This window comes from Novosphingobium sediminicola (assembly GCF_014196525.1).
In the GTDB taxonomy this organism is placed as follows: domain Bacteria; phylum Pseudomonadota; class Alphaproteobacteria; order Sphingomonadales; family Sphingomonadaceae; genus Novosphingobium; species Novosphingobium sediminicola.
Genome location: NZ_JACIDX010000014.1, coordinates 109,904 through 124,121, shown reverse-complemented (window position 1 = coordinate 124,121; position 14,218 = coordinate 109,904). Strand labels below are relative to the sequence as shown.

Annotated in this window: 14 protein-coding genes; 2 read left to right on the top strand and 12 right to left on the bottom strand. The window is 63.5% G+C overall.

The features are described from left to right. Window positions 1-15 precede the first annotated feature (15 nt). Complete coding sequence (locus GGR38_RS17495; RefSeq protein WP_183627441.1) at window positions 16-276, bottom strand: hypothetical protein; 261 nt, start codon at window positions 274-276, stop codon at window positions 16-18. Window positions 277-309: 33 nt separating this feature from the next. Between GGR38_RS17495 and GGR38_RS17490 the strand changes: the two genes are divergently transcribed. Continuing rightward, window positions 310-2,958 (top strand): TonB-dependent receptor plug domain-containing protein, encoded by a 2,649-nt coding sequence (locus tag GGR38_RS17490; protein WP_183627440.1) that lies wholly within the window; start codon window positions 310-312, stop codon window positions 2,956-2,958. Window positions 2,959-3,416: 458 nt separating this feature from the next. On the opposite strand, the gene GGR38_RS17485 is transcribed toward GGR38_RS17490, so the two are convergent. Beyond that, window positions 3,417-3,587 (bottom strand): hypothetical protein, encoded by a 171-nt coding sequence (locus tag GGR38_RS17485; protein WP_183627439.1) that lies wholly within the window; start codon window positions 3,585-3,587, stop codon window positions 3,417-3,419. A gap of 459 nt (window positions 3,588-4,046) precedes the next feature. On the opposite strand from GGR38_RS17485, the gene GGR38_RS17480 reads away from it, so the two are divergent. Then, complete coding sequence (locus GGR38_RS17480; RefSeq protein WP_221227139.1) at window positions 4,047-4,583, top strand: hypothetical protein; 537 nt, start codon at window positions 4,047-4,049, stop codon at window positions 4,581-4,583. 44 nt (window positions 4,584-4,627) lie between these two features. Here GGR38_RS17480 and GGR38_RS17475 read toward each other — a convergent pair whose 3' ends face one another. The 10 genes from GGR38_RS17475 to GGR38_RS24250 all read right to left on the bottom strand — a co-directional run bounded on the left by GGR38_RS17475 (window position 4,628) and on the right by GGR38_RS24250 (window position 14,154). Next, the gene (locus GGR38_RS17475; RefSeq protein WP_183627437.1) at window positions 4,628-4,918 is read right to left on the bottom strand and encodes a hypothetical protein; all 291 of its coding nucleotides are present in this window, start codon (window positions 4,916-4,918) and stop codon (window positions 4,628-4,630) included. Next, a complete protein-coding gene (locus GGR38_RS17470) occupies window positions 4,915-5,355 on the bottom strand; it encodes a chemotaxis protein CheW (RefSeq protein ID WP_183627436.1) in 441 nt (146 codons plus the stop codon). Before GGR38_RS17470 ends, GGR38_RS17475 begins: the two co-directional genes overlap by 4 nt. Window positions 5,356-5,376: 21 nt before the next feature. After that, window positions 5,377-5,748 carry a response regulator gene (locus GGR38_RS17465; protein ID WP_183627435.1) on the bottom strand — a complete coding sequence of 124 codons (372 nt, stop codon included), beginning with the start codon at window positions 5,746-5,748 and terminating at the stop codon, window positions 5,377-5,379. Between the two features lie 17 nt (window positions 5,749-5,765). After that, window positions 5,766-6,317 carry a chemotaxis protein CheD gene (locus GGR38_RS17460; protein WP_183627434.1) on the bottom strand — a complete coding sequence of 184 codons (552 nt, stop codon included), beginning with the start codon at window positions 6,315-6,317 and terminating at the stop codon, window positions 5,766-5,768. A 17-nt stretch (window positions 6,318-6,334) separates the two neighbouring features. Continuing rightward, window positions 6,335-7,360 carry a chemotaxis-specific protein-glutamate methyltransferase CheB gene (locus GGR38_RS17455; RefSeq protein WP_183627433.1) on the bottom strand — a complete coding sequence of 342 codons (1,026 nt, stop codon included), beginning with the start codon at window positions 7,358-7,360 and terminating at the stop codon, window positions 6,335-6,337. After that, window positions 7,357-8,238, bottom strand: a complete 882-nt coding sequence (locus GGR38_RS17450) for a CheR family methyltransferase (RefSeq protein WP_183627432.1) — start codon at window positions 8,236-8,238, stop codon at window positions 7,357-7,359. The genes GGR38_RS17455 and GGR38_RS17450 overlap by 4 nt, the downstream gene beginning before the upstream one ends. After that, entirely contained in the window at window positions 8,235-10,436 is a 2,202-nt protein-coding gene (locus tag GGR38_RS17445; protein ID WP_183627431.1) for a chemotaxis protein CheA, read from the bottom strand. The genes GGR38_RS17450 and GGR38_RS17445 overlap by 4 nt, the downstream gene beginning before the upstream one ends. Then, a complete protein-coding gene (locus GGR38_RS17440) occupies window positions 10,433-10,696 on the bottom strand; it encodes an STAS domain-containing protein (protein WP_246404874.1) in 264 nt (87 codons plus the stop codon). Before GGR38_RS17440 ends, GGR38_RS17445 begins: the two co-directional genes overlap by 4 nt. A gap of 38 nt (window positions 10,697-10,734) precedes the next feature. Then, window positions 10,735-12,195 (bottom strand): methyl-accepting chemotaxis protein, encoded by a 1,461-nt coding sequence (locus GGR38_RS17435; protein WP_183627430.1) that lies wholly within the window; start codon window positions 12,193-12,195, stop codon window positions 10,735-10,737. Between the two features lie 147 nt (window positions 12,196-12,342). After that, window positions 12,343-14,154: a methyl-accepting chemotaxis protein gene (locus GGR38_RS24250; protein ID WP_246404872.1), complete on the bottom strand. Its 1,812-nt coding sequence runs from the start codon at window positions 14,152-14,154 to the stop codon at window positions 12,343-12,345. Window positions 14,155-14,218: the final 64 nt, after the last annotated feature.

The window sequence follows — 14,218 nt, the reverse complement described above, 5'->3', positions numbered from 1 at the left end:
ATAGGCTTCCTCGTTTTACGTAACACGCGCCATTTCGGGCAGAAGAACTGTGGCCATATTGTCGCGATTTCGCGCGTTGAACAGTCCAGTTTCGCCACCTGACAGGCCGGTACGCAAATCGGCGTATGGGCATTTAGGACGGAAAATTGTGCATTTGCGAAAGGCGGCGATGTAGAGGGAAACTGCATTGGCCGCCCTCGTCACGAATGTTTTACGATTTTTGCCGCGTACCAGACCATAAGCGAAAGCGCTTTTGGTGATGGATACTTGTTGCATTGCAACATGCGTGGTCAGTTCAGGGGGACTTTCATGCAAGCCATCAAGAAGGCTGCGCTCGTCGCGCTCCTTTCCAGCACCGTTTTGGGCGCCACCTCGGCCTATGCCGCCGAGCCTGCCGCCGCCGCCGCGCCCGAGGAAGGCACCGCGATCATCGTGACCGGTACGCGCACCACGGGCCTGAAGGCCGGCGACAGCCCGGCTCCGGTTCAGGTGCTCAGCTCCGATCTGATGGCCCGCGCGGGCCGCTCGGACATCAACACCGCGCTTGCGCTCTCGGTGCCCAGCATCCAGATCCAGACCTTCGGCAATGACATGACCGCGTTCCACCCCTCGGTGAAGCTGCGCGGTCTGAACCCCAATCACACGCTGGTGATGATCAACGGCAAGCGCCGCCATGGCACCGCCAATGTGGTGGTGACCAATGCGATGTGGACGGGCGCGGCCGCCCCCGACATGGGCCTGATCCCTATGGAAGCGGTCGAGCATGTCGAAGTGCTGCAGGATGGCGCGGCGGCCCAATACGGCACGGACGCGGTGGCGGGCGTGGTCAACCTGATCCTGAAAAAGAAGGACAAGGGCGGCTATATCAGCGGCTCGGTCGGCCAGTATTATGCCGGGGACGGGTTCAACTATGAACTGGCGGGCAATATCGGCATGGCGCCGGTCGAGAATATGTACCTGAACCTGACCGTGCAGCATAAGGTCAAGGATTACAGCTTCCGCGGCGATGTCGATCCGCGCGTGGTTTCGGGCACGACGCAGGGGGCCACGCTGCTCTCGCGCTTTCCGGGCCTGACGTCGGCGGCCAATTACCCCTATGTGAACCGCATCTTTGGCGATGGCCGCATGGCTCTTACCAATATGTTCTACAACATGGGCTATACCGGCATTCAGGATATCGAGATCTACTCCTTCGGTTCCTATTCGACCCGCACCGGCAGCACCTATCAGAACTATCGCCTGCCCAACGTGGTTTATGGGCAAAGCGCGGTGGTGGCTCCGGCGGCCGGTTCGGTTGCTTCGGGCGATATTCCTTTCCCGCTGGGCTTCTCGCCGCTCGAAGCGCTGAAGGAAACCGACTTTGCCTGGACCGGCGGGGTCAAGGGCACTTTCGGCAAGTCCACGATCGACCTGTCGGCCACCTATGGCAAGGACATCAACAAGGTTTACGTGGTGAACTCGGCCAATGCCGCGCTTTACTACGATTCCTCGACGACCACCCGCGCCGGTTACACCCCGCGCGATGTGTTCGACGGTTCGTTCACCGCCTCGCAGTTCACCGTCAACCTTGATGGCACGCATGAGCTGGAAGTCGGCCTGTCCGAGCCTGTCCATCTGGCCGCTGGCGGCGAATGGCGCCGCGACACCTATGCGCTGGGCGCGGGCGAAGTGGCCTCTTACTATGTCGGCACCGGCAAGCTGGGCGGCGGCATCCAGTCCTTCTTTGGCTATTCGCCCGCCAATGCCAGCAACAACAGCCGCACCAACTTCTCGCAATATTTCGATATTTCGTTGAAGCCGGTTGAAAAGTGGCTGGTCGATGGCGCGGTCCGCCATGAAAACTATTCCGACTTTGGCGACACCACTGTCTTCAAGCTGACCAGCCGTTATGACTTCAGCCCGGCGATTGCGGTGCGCGGCACGGTCTCGACGGGCTTCCGCGCGCCCACGTTGGCCGAAGGTTTCTATTCGGGCATCAACGTTGGCCCGGCCTCGCTTTCGGGCATTTTCGCGCCCAACTCGGCGGGCGCCAAGGCGCTGGGCATTTCGGGCCTGAAGCCGGAAAAGTCGACCAACCTCAGCTTCGGTCTTGTGCTCAACCCGCTGCCCAAGCTGACGATCACGGTGGATGCCTACTCGATCTATCTGCGCGACCGTATCGTGCAGTCCTCAGGCTTCCTGGGCTATTCGAACAACTGCAAATATCTGCCGGGCGGCTATTCGCCCTCGACCGATCTGAACGCGGCGCTCTCGGCGGCGGGCTGCTCCAGCAATGTGATCGTCTCGCCCTCGGTGCTGACCGCGCTGTATAACAATGGCGTGCCGATCACCTCGATCATCGACACGATCAACGGCGGCCAGTCCGGCTCGCTCACCATCAACTCCTTCGTCAACGGTCTGAGCACGCTGACGCGCGGCGTGGACTTCCTGGCGACCTACAACACCCATGCGGTCGGCGGGCGGGTCGATTTCTCGCTGTCGGCCAATTATAACGAAACCTCGATCAAGGCGATCAATGCTCCGCCCTCGAACATCAATTCGCGTCAGGGTATCTTTGACAAATATTCGCAATCGGCGCTGACCGACACCACGCCCAAGTGGCGCGCGACCTTCAACACCTATTGGGAAAGCGGCAAGGTCAGCATCAACCTGCGCGAATCGGTCTATGGCCCGGCCAAGCTGTTGGCCCAGACCGCCCAGACCGCCGAAGACTACTATCAGCGCGTCGGCACGATGTTCGTGACCGATCTGGAAGGCACCTTTGCCTTTACCCGCGACATCAAGTTCTCGGTGGGCGCCAATAACCTGTTCGGCATCTATCCTGACAAGATCCCTGCTTTTGCCCGTCAACAGCAGTTCAATGCCGCCTCCACCGCCTATGTCAGCCAGTATCCCTCCTTCTCCTCTGTCGGGATCAACGGCGGCTATTACTATGCCAAGTTGGGCGTGAAGTTCTGATCGGAAAGGGGGCTGCTTCTCGCGGCTCTCATGCCCACACAAAAGGGCCGTCGGGGGTTATCCCTCGACGGCCTTTGACGTGAGTGCCTGAAAGGAAATGCGCGAAAAGAAAGCAAGCCGGCAGCGATGGGGTCGATGCGTCGCTGCCGGCTTGTTCACTTGCGTAAAAACGCAAGTGAAGGGGGTGCAGCCACCAAGGGCTGCGATCGGAAAATTGTGGGTCCCACCGGCGGGGACGGCCAATTTTCCTTTTTCGCACATCCGGCATGCCGGAATGCCGGGAACGGAAGACGCATTCGCCTCGCGCCTGCTCTTCCGGTAAACCCACTGCCTTCAGCCGCTGAGCTGACAGGGGGCAAGCCAGCAGCGGCTGGACCCTGACGACCCCGGACGCAGTGGGCGTGGGTAATCTTTCTATTGTGCCGGTGCCTCCGCCCGGCCGCTCATGAACTGGTTCCTCAATGCGGCTTGCTGTCCGCATTCTGGCCAGGCGGACCAAACTCCATGGCAGCCGGGTTCATCCCCACCCACCGGCCCGCCGTCGCATCGGTGATGCGATCCGGGCATCTTGCTGTAACCGAGGCGCAATCGGCCTCGGCCGCCGACAATGCGGCGAGCATGAAACGCATGGCATCTTCTCCTGCGAACAGTTGGTCTGTCCTTACCATCAGCGATTTACGAGAACCCGTGCCAAAGGCGAAGGTCTGGGCAAATCCTCTGTTGGTTGCCCTTATTGGGCTTGTCTTGGCAATTAATACAAATCCCCCCGATCTTCAACAGGAATTGCATGCTGCGCCGCAAAGTTGCGGTAAAATGCATTGCTGCACTTGCGAAATAGTGGTGGGTTTGTGATTCGCAGACGACGGGTGGCTGGGCGCGCAAGGGGCGGATAGATGGGAAATGGAGGCAATAAACCGTCCCGTTTTGCGACGCCTTGCGCGAGAAAACTATGGATAACTACGTGTTAAGTCTCAAACCGGAACAGTTTATGCCCGTTTACTAGATCCGTTATCGTTGATTCCCTTTGCGCCGCGGCGGATGAGATGGACATGACCCAACGCACCAACACACCCACTAAGGCTCTGACCATGACAATCAGCGAATGGCGTTTGCGCCTTGCCGAATTGTGCCGTGATTGTGTGCTCTCCGACTCGGATGACGAAGGCGATTGCCTGCGCCTTGCCCATGCTTTGATGATGCAGGCCCCGGAAAGCCGCAGCGATGTCACCGGACTCGATCTGAGCGTTATCCTGTCGCATCTGCCGCCCGTGGCGCGGATTGAATGCTTGATCGAACAGGGCGCGCTGGACAGTGTTGCGCTGGCGCTGTTGCCCGAAGAGGCCAGCTATCTGATGTCGCGCTCGATTGACGGGGCCTGGCTGGCTTCGGTCTTCCTGCCCGGCATGGAGGAGGACATGACCTCGGAAGGCAGCAGTCTGGCTATGGCACTGACCTCGGCGCTGCTGGCGTCGCTGGCCCATGTGGCCCAGCCTGCGGGCGCATCGGCGGTTCAGAGCGCGACGATCACGGGCACGGCGCGTTGCGATGGCGATGTCTGGCCCCAGGGCGGCGACGCCTATGCCGAGAGCATCTGGCAGCGACCCGCCGGGACGCTGCTCAACTGATGCTCCATGCGCGCTTGGCGCTCGACAACGTGCCGGGGCGCCGGTCAATGCGCGCGGGGCGCGGCAAAGCGCGCCTTGAGCGCCTCGACCCCGATGGTGTCGACCGCCGAGAGCGGGCAATCGGCATGCAGTAACGTGGCGAGCCAGCGCTGTTTTTGCGCAATCAGGTCGATGGATTGCAGCGTGCCCACATGATGGGCGATGATCGCCGGATCGAGGCAGAGCGTGGTGCCCAGATCCTCGATTTCGGCGGCCAGTTCGGTCAGCACATCGGCCACCGTGGTCAGATGGGCGGCGATACGGGCGGTATCTGGTGTGGCGGGTTCCTCGGTCATGCTGCCTCGCCAAATTCCGCGCCATCGGCCAGAGCCGCCAGATTGAGCACCATCACCATGCGATCCTCGATCGCGGCCAGCCCTTCGAGGAAGGAAATGATGCTGTCATTGGCGGTGGTGGGCGGGGGTTGCAGCGCGTCGCTGTTGAGCGTCACGATATCGCTGACCGAATCGACGATCAGCCCGCATACCTGCGCGCCCAGTTGCGTGACGATGATCGCATGGCGCGGCGTTGGCTCGGTCGGTTCCCAGCCCAGCCGCGCGGCCAGATCAATCACCGGCAGCACCGACCCACGCAGATTGACCACGCCCGCCACATAATGCGGCACACGGGGCAGACGGGTGGCCGGGCTCCACGCGCGGATTTCGCGGATCGCCATAATGTCGATGCCGAAAACCTGCCCGCCGACTTCGAAAGTGATGAGTTCACGGTGCATGGGGTCGCTCCTTTGCCAATATCAGTGAGAAACGCGGCGCACGGCGGCGACCAGCTTTTCCGGGTCAAACGGCTTGACGATCCAGCCGGTGGCGCCGGCCTGACGCGCGCGGGCCTTCTTCTCCTCGCTCGATTCGGTGGTCAGCACCAGAATCGGACGGTCGCGGTGGCGGTTGCCCTGACGCAGCTTTTCGATCAGGCCAAAGCCGTCAAGACGCGGCATGTTGATGTCGGTGATCACCACATCAACCTCGTTGAGCGCCAGCCATTCGAGGGCGACTTCGCCGTCCTCGGCCTGCGCAACGTCAAAGCCCTGGCTGGTCAGCGCATGGTTCAGCAGGGCGCGCATGCTCGCGCTGTCGTCAACGGTCAAAATGCGGGTAGTCTTGTCCATGGGCAGGGTCACTTTCGTTAAAACAGTTCGACATCGCCGCGCGAAACGGCGGGGCGCGTGATGGGTTTGGGTTCGGGGGCCAGCGTGTTTTCCACCGTCCGGCAGCGCACCTGGCCGCGCGCCGGGCGGAAATCGACGCGGCGGGCGTTTATTCCGCCCAGATCCTCGCGCACCACGGTGATGCGTTCGCTGGCCAGAAAGCTGCGGGCAAATTCGGCGTTCTTGGTGCCGATCCGGGCAAAACCGCTGTTCAGGTTGGCGCCGCCATACAGATGGGCCCGCATCCGCGATTTGGCCGCGCCATGGGCCAGCATCTCGTTGATCAGCAGTTCCATCAGATAGACGCCGTAATGCTCGTCGAAATCGCCGCTGTGGGTGTTGGGCGGCGGTTCGGCCAGCAGGAAGTGGTTCATGCCCCCCACCTCGATTTCGGGATCGAACAGGCATGTGGCCACGCAACTGCCCAGCACGGTGGAAAATTCCACCCGCGGGCCCGCCGAAACGCGCGCCTGACCCTGAAGGATGTTGATCCGTGTGACCGGAGAGGCGGGGGAGGATTCAAAAGGCATGGTCGGTTTCCCCCGATTTACGAAAAGGCATGTTGGGCAATGCGGCCCAGCGGGGCGACAACCTGTGCCGCGCCCAAAGAAATGGCGACGCGCGGCATGCCAAAAACGGTGCAGCTGGCCTCGTCCTGCGCGATGGTCAGCGCGCCTGCCTGACTCATCGCCAGCAGGCCCTTGGCGCCGTCGGCCCCCATGCCGGTCAGCAGGATGCCGATGGCATCGACGCCGATCCGCTGCGCCACCGAGGCGAAAAGGGCATCCACGCTGGGCCGATGGCCCGAAATCAGCTCGCCCGGGCGCAGCTTGGCATGCAGCGTGTTGGCGCCCGCCACCATCAGATGGCGATCATCGCCCGGCGCCAGATAGATATGGCCGCGTTTGAGCGGCATATCGGGTTCGGCCAGTTGCACCGTGGCGGGCGAGGCCTGATTGAGCGTGCGGGCAATGGCCGGGGCAAAGCGCGCATCGACATGCTGGACGATCAGCGTGGGCGGGCAATCCTCGGGAAAATTGCGCAGCAGCACCTGCAAAGCCTCGACCCCGCCGGTGGATGATCCGATGGCGATCACCCGCGTGTTGGTGCGGCCATGGCCGGCGCTGATCGCGCGGACCGGATCGGCCATGTGATGCACTTCGGGCGCGCGGCGGCGCACGGTCACCTGGGCGGCCTGTCGCACCATGGCGGCCAGCTTGCCGCCATCCTGCATCGCCGCGCCCGAATAGTCGGTCTTGCAATAGCAATCGACCGCGCCCAGCGCGAGCGCGCGGGCCGTGGAATCGCTGCCCGCTGCCGTCAGGCCCGAAACGATGATGACCGGCATGGGCCGCAGCGTCATGATCTTATCGAGGAAATCGAGGCCGTTCATGCCCGGCATCTCGATGTCCAGCGTCACCACATCGGGCGTCAGTTCCTTGATAAGGGCGCGCCCTTCGGCGGCATTATTGGCAAGGCCCACCACCTGAATATCCGGGTTGCCCGACAGCCGCGCGGCCAGCACCGCGCGCATCGTGGCCGAATCATCAATGATCAAGACGCGGATCGTCACCGACCTCTCCTGTGATAAATCGTGGGGCCGACCGGTTCGAGCAGGGCCTCGGCAGGGCCCGATACGCGCTCGGAATGGCCGATATAGAGGAACCCGCCGGGGCTGAGCGCTTCGGCAAGGCGGGCGACCAGCCGGTCCTTGGTCGGCTGGTCGAAATAGATCATCACGTTGCGGCAGAAGATGACCTGAAATGGGCGGCGCATCGGCCACTCGCCCTGCAAATTCAGCCGCTTGAATTGCACCAGCGAACGCGCCTCCGGCCCGATCACCATCTCCTTGCCCTGTGTGCTGGTCCAGTTCTGGCGCAGATCGGCGGGCAGCGCGTCGCCGTCGCTGGCCCCATAGCGCCCCTCGCTGGCCTTTTTCAGCGCATGGTCGGCAATGTCGCTGGCCAGAATGCGGATGTCGCGCCGGGCGATCTGCGCGCCCTCGTGGCGGTCTTGGCCCAGCATGGTCATGGTCAGCGAGAACACCTCCTCGCCGCTGGAACATCCCGCCGACCACATGCGCACCGCCTCGCCATGGCCCAGATCGGCCAGCAATTGCGGGCGCGCCACGCGGGCGAAATGTTCGAAATGATGCGCTTCACGGTAAAAGAACGTGTGGTTGGTGGTCAGCGCGTTGATCGTCTTGCGCCTTTCGCCCGCATCGACCTCGACATGGTGGATATAGGCGGCAAAGGTGCCAAGGCCGCTGGCGCGCACCAAGGGCGCAAGGCGCGAATAGACCAGCATCGCCTTGCCCGAGGGCAGCATGATGCCCGCCTCGCGGTACACGATCGCCGCCACGGCCCGGAAGTCCCGCTCGTCATAGACGCCGGGGCTGATGCCGGGCATGGCATCGGCAAAGGTGCTGGCAAGGTCGGGCGCCGTGCTCATGCCGCTTCCAGCCCATAGCCGGAGGAGACCGCGCCCTGAACCAGCGTGTCGACATTGAGGATCAGCGCCACCCGGCCATCGCCAAGGATGGTCGCGCCCGCCACGCCGTCGACATTGCGGTAATGCGTGTCCAGGCTCTTGATGACGAACTGGCGTTGGTCCCAGATATTGTCGACCAGCAGTGCGGCCTGCCCTGCGCTTTCGGTGTCCACCACGATCAGCACACCTTGCGAAGGGTTGTCCACCGCATCATAGGCGCCCACCGCCTCGGCCACCGAGACGACCGGAATGAACCGCCCGCGCACGTTGAGCATCTGGCGGCTGGCGCCAAGGCCCTGCACATCCTTGGGTTCGGGGCGCAGGCTTTCGACCACATGGGTCAGCGGCACCACCAGCGTCTGGTCGCCCACCTTGACGATCATGCCATCGGAAATGGCCAGCGTCAGCGGCAGGGTGAGGATGAAGGTCGTGCCCTTGTCCTCTTCGGATTCGATGGAAATGCGCCCGCCCAGATCCTTGACGTTCTGGCGCACCACATCCATGCCCACGCCCCGGCCCGAAACATTGGTGATGCTGGCCGCAGTCGAAAAACCGGCGGCAAAGATCAGTTGCTCGATCTCTTCCTTGGACATGACGGCGTCGGGGGCGACGATGCCCTTTTCCACCGCCTTGGCAAAGACGCGGGCGCGGTTGATGCCTGCGCCATCGTCGGCGATCTTGATGAGGATGCGGCCCGAACGATGTTCAGCCGACAGGGTCAGCGTGCCTTCGGGGCTTTTGCCCTTGGCCAGACGGTCTTCCGGGCTTTCGATGCCATGATCCACCGCATTGCGGATCAGGTGAGTCAAAGGCTCGCCCAGCCGCTCGATGACGGTCTTGTCCAGCTCGGTGGTTTCGCCAAAGACCTGCAGGTTCACATGCTTGCCTGTGCTGGACGACAGTTCGCGCAGGATGCGGGGCACGCGGCTGAACACGCTGCCGATGGGTTGGGCGCGGATCGACATCGCGCTTTCCTGAATGTCGCGCGTCAGGCTTTCCAGCAGGGTCAGTTCCTCGACAGACTGGACATTCTCGTTCTGCAGACGCTGGGCCAGCATGGCCTGCGCGATCACCAGTTCGCCCACCGTGTCGATCAGCTTGTCCAGCTTGACCAGATCGATGCGGATCGACTGGCCCGGCGCGGGGGCAGCGGGCGGGGCGCCGCCGCCGGTTGCGGCGGGCGCTTCGGGCGCAGGTGCGGGCGTGGCAGGAGCAGGAGCCGGATTGGCCGCAGCGGGCGTCTGAACCGGCGCGGCCACAGGCGCGGGCGCGGGAGCAACAGCTTTGGGCGCCGAAGCAGCAGGCGCGGGGCGCGTGCTGGACGGCTCAATCTGGGTCGGCGGAATCGTGGCATCCGGGCCGATGGCGATGGGGCAATCATCGCCCACGAAATCGAAAATATCGCGCACACTGGCCTCGGAGACATCCTGAGGAACCAGATAGGTCCAGCCAAGATAGCCCTGATGCGGATCGAAATCATCAAGGGCCGGGATTGAGGTCGTGTCGCATTCGCACGCCACCGCCCCCAGCGCGGCCAGTTCGCGCAACAAAAGCAGCGGTTCGCCGCCATTGCGCATCGCGCCCGCGTGAGGGCGCAGGTGGACCTTCCAGCCGGCCGCTTCCTGCGTCGGTTCCGGCGCGGGCGGGGCGCCTGCCAGATCGTTGAGCAGATCGTCAAGGTCGAGGTCGCTGGTCAGGTCGTCCTCGTCAAAGGTGACGGCATGGGTCGGTGCGGCCGGTTCGGGCTCTGCGGGCGCGGCCTGTTGGGCATTCGCCCCCTGGGCATTGGCCATCGCGCCTTCCATCTCGCGGATCAGCGAAGCGTCCTCGGGCGGGCTGCCGCCATCGCGCGCGGCGGTGACGTGATCGGAAAGCACATCGAGCGAGCGCAGCAACAGGTCGATCAGCGCAGGCGTGAGCGGCACCAGATTTTCGCGCACGTCGGACAGCAGCGTTTCAAACGTATGGGTAAAGCCCTGAAGCGCCTCGAAGCCGAAAGCGCCCGCGCCGCCCTTGATCGAATGGACCGCGCGGAAAATCGCGTTAACGGTGTCGCTGTCCTGCGTTCCGGCCTTGCACGCGGCCAGCCCCTGTTCGGCAGAGGCCAAAGATTCCTCGCATTCGAGGAAGAAAATCCCCTGAATTTCCTCCGGGCTCATACCGTGTTCCCTTCAAACAGCGCATTTTCCAGACCCGTCAGCCGGGCCGCGTCGAGCAGGGCGGGCGAGGGCGTGATCGTTGCTCCGTCGCCGGTGCGCCGGGCGCTGAGCAGCAGCTGCAGCATGGCCTGACCGATCTGCCTGGTTTCGCTGGCATCGACCGAGAGCGGCCCGGCGCCCAGCGCGGCCTGAAATTCGGGCAACAATGCCTCGGCGGCGGCCCGGTCGCATCGGGCGGGCAGGACAATCTTGCGCATCATGCAAATTCCCGTCTTGGATTGGGTCTGGGCCGGAAGGTTCAGAATTCCGACCAGTCATCGGTGGAAACTTCGGCCTGCGGTTTGATGGCCAGATTGCCCTGCACCATGCCTGTGGCGCGCGCCGGAACCGAAGAGGCGGCAAGGCGCGGCGCGCTGCGGGCGCTTTGGCGGACAAAGGGGATGGCTGCTTCTTGGCCATGGCTGCGCTCATCCTGCACGTCGGATTGGAACCGGCTGACCACCGTGTTCAATTCGCGCGCTTCGTCGGCAAGGCTGCGCGCGGCGGCGGTGGCCTGTTCGACCATGGCCGCGTTCTGCTGGGTCACGCGGTCCATCTCGCCAACGGCGGTGTTGACCATTTCCAGCCCGTCGGCCTGAATATTGGCGTTCTCGGCAATCTCGGCCACAAGCCCGGTAATTTCTCCCACGCGGTGCACGATCTTGCCCAGCAAGGTGCCGGTTTCGCGCACCAGCGTGACGCCTCCTGCCACCTGCTCGCTCGATGTGGTGATCAATGCCTTGATCTCCTTGGCCGCATCCGCGCTGCGCTGGGCCAGCGCGCGGACCTCGTTGGCCACCACGGCAAAGCCCTTGCCCGCATCCCCCGCGCGCGCCGCCTCAACGCCCGCGTTCAGCGCCAGAAGGTTGGTCTGAAACGCGATGCCGTCGATCACGCCGATGATCTGGTTGATCTCCTGCGCGCTGCGTTCGATGGCGGCCATGGCCTCGACCGCGCGGCTGACCACGATGCCGCCTTCGGTGGCTTCCTCATGGGCCTCGGTGATCGATTTTTGCACGTCATGCGCGCTGCGGGCGCTCTCGCGCACGCCTTCGGTCACCTGATTCATCGCGGCGGCGGTTTCCTCCAGCGTGGCGGCCTGCTGCTCGTTGCGGTTCGACAGGTCGTTGGAGGCGGTGTGGATTTCATTCGCCCCGTTCAGCACATGCAGCGCGCTGGCCGAAACCGAGGCAATCGCATCGGCCAAAGAGCCCACCGCGCTGTTGAAGTCCTTGCGCACCTCGTCATACTGGCCGGGGAAGGGATCGCGGATCTGGCAATCAAGCTGGTTGCGGCCCATCTTTTTCAACGCGTCGCCCAGATGTTCGAACAGAACGGTCAGTTGTTTCTGCTGCTGATGCTGGGCCTCGCGTTCCTGCGCATGGGCGCGGAAGATTTCCATCGCCCGCGCAATGCGGCCCACGCAATCGGCATGATCAGTATGGGGAATCGCGCCTGTCAGATCATTGGCTGCCAGACCTTCCATCCGTTCAACCGTGGCGACATAGGGCGTTGCGATCACCTGACCCGCCAGCGCCACGATCAGCACCGCCAGCACCATCGCGCCCGCCGACACCGCCATCGCCGCGCCCGGCGAGAGCACCCCATCGGCCTGCAACACATCGGCCGCGACACTCGCCGCACCCATCAGCGCGACCAGCGCCGTCAATGTATGGAATTTGGTCCTGATCGGAGCCTGCTTTGCAAACCAGTCGAGCATTGTCTGTTCCCTCGGCGCGTCATGTTCCGGGCGGTTCCTGAAGGCCCGAAAGACACGCTTTCCCTTGTGGTTAATCATAGGCCCTGGTTGGCAACGTCATGTTTGCGCGGGCCTCGGTAGAATCGCGGGGAAATTGCGTGGCGATCTTCACGCAGCGGTAGAAAATTGGCCCCTCTCGCCCCCGCGTTCGCGCGCGCGCTCGCGCACAAAGGGCACAGGCTCTTCCCGGCCCCAATCCCGCCTCCGATGATCGGCGGTTTCAAACCGGCCCACCATCGCGTTCATGGCCTGGGCCTGCGTGGCCAGGCTGCGCGCGGCGGCGGTGGCCTGTTCGGACATGGCGGCGTTCTGCTGGGTGATGCCGTCCATATGGGCGATCGCCTTGTTGATTTCGCTCAGATAGGTGGCCTGCAACTCGGTCGAGCTGGTCATATCGCTGACCTGCGTGTTGATGTGGCCCACCTGCTCGACGATATTGCCCAGCACCGCGCCGGTTTCGCGCACCAGCGCCACCCCGCCCAGCACCTGATCGGTGGAGGCATGGATCAGCACCTTGATATCCTTGGCCGCGCCCGCGCTGCGCTGGGCCAGAGCGCGCACTTCATTGGCGACCACAGCAAAGCCCTTGCCAGCGTCCCCTGCTCGCGCAGCCTCGACCCCGGCATTGAGTGCGAGCAGGTTGGTCTGGAACGCGATGCCGTCGATGACATTGATGATCTGGTTGATTTCCTGCGATGAGCGTTCGATTCCCGTCATCGCCGCTGTGGCGCGGGCCACCACATTGCCCCCGGCCACGGCGGCCTGATGGGTCTGGGTGATCGAGCTTTGCACATGGACGGCATGGCTGGCCGATTCGCGGATCGTGTGGGTGACCTGATCCATCGTCGCTGCCATTTCCTCCAGCGTGGTGGCGTGAGTCTCGTTGCGGCGGGCCAGATCGTCGGAGGCGCCGCGAATTTCCGAGGCGCCTTTCTCGACGCTGGCGGCCGTGGCCATCACGCCGCCGATGGCCTCGCCCAGTTCCTGCATCGCGCCGTTGAAATCCTGACGCAGCGATTCGTATTCCGCGCCCAGCGGTGTGTGGATGCGGTAATGCAATTGCCCTCCGGCCAGATGCTGCAACCCTTGCGAGAGCGAATCGACCACCCGCTGCTGGTGGACGGCGGCCTGCCGCTCACCAAGGGCGGCGGCGCGGAACACTTCGATGGCGGCGGTCATCGCGCCGATCTCGTCCTCGCGGTGATGGATGTTGCGGCCCACGTCCAGATCGCCCGATGCCATCCGGCTCATCACCTGCGCGGTTTGGGCCAGCGGTTCCAGAACATGGCGGCTCTGCCAGCGCAAAGCCCCAAGGATCAGCCCCAGCAGCACCATGCCCAGCGCGCCAAGCCCCGCCATGATCGCCCACATCATCGTCGCGCTGGAGGCGGCAATATCCTTTTGCCGCAGCAGGGCCGATTGCGTGAGCGCCTCGATCTGGCCGCGATGGGTGGCATAGATCGCGCTCAGCCGGTCATAGGCGGCCTGCGCAACGGGTGCGTCCCCGCGCGACAGGGCGGGCAGGAAATCCTGATCGACGACGGCCCAGAACTCCTCGCCGCTGCGCTGAGCCTCTCGCGCCAATTGCTGTTTCAGATCGGCATCAAGGTCCGAGGCCGCCCAATCGCTGCTCCTTTGCCGAAAGGCCCTTTCCAGATCGCCCAGACGGCTGCGCTTTTCAGCCATCAGCCCCGGATTGTTGTGCAGCAGGCTGGCTTCGAGAAAGCCTTCGATCACATATTCGGGCGGGGGCAGGATGTCGGCGACGAAATCGCTGACCTGTTGGTTGCGGTGATGCAGCGACCCGCCCAGCCTGATATCGTTAAAGCCCAGCCCCGCCAGCAACCCCGCCGCCAGAAGCACCGACAGGATGACCATGGCACCGATGCGGTTATTTCGCGCGATGGATCGGTGTTTCATATGCGCTGTTGCCCTGCCTTTATTAATGCCTAAAACCGGCGCGCGCGGGCTGATTTTGCCCGTT